This is a genomic window from Belnapia sp. AC561, assembly GCF_979252845.1.
The window spans coordinates 1-235 of record NZ_CEEDBP010000503.1 but is presented as its reverse complement, the minus strand read 5'-3'; the positions used below and the strand labels follow the sequence as shown (position 1 = coordinate 235).

At 68.5% G+C, this 235-nt stretch carries 1 protein-coding gene; it reads left to right on the top strand.

Annotated features, from left to right (window positions below; genetic code table 11):
* The coding region (locus AC0IW9_RS32030) for a hypothetical protein (RefSeq protein ID WP_471652309.1) at positions 1-235 on the top strand (235 nt) is incomplete at both ends.

The window sequence follows — 235 nt, the reverse complement described above, 5'->3', positions numbered from 1 at the left end:
CATGGAGACATTCGCGGAGGCGGTCGCCGCGCACCCCGCCTTCCATCTCTATCTTCGTGACCGCCCCAGCCTGTCGACCGCCCGGCGTCACTGGCGTTGCCCGTCCGATCTTGCCCCGGACAGCGCCTTTGCGCTGGGCCGACAGCCGCGAGCGGAACCGCATTGCGACGTGCTGATGCTGATGCGGACGGACGACGAGCGCGTGATCCACGATGCCCCGATCATGGGCGACTGC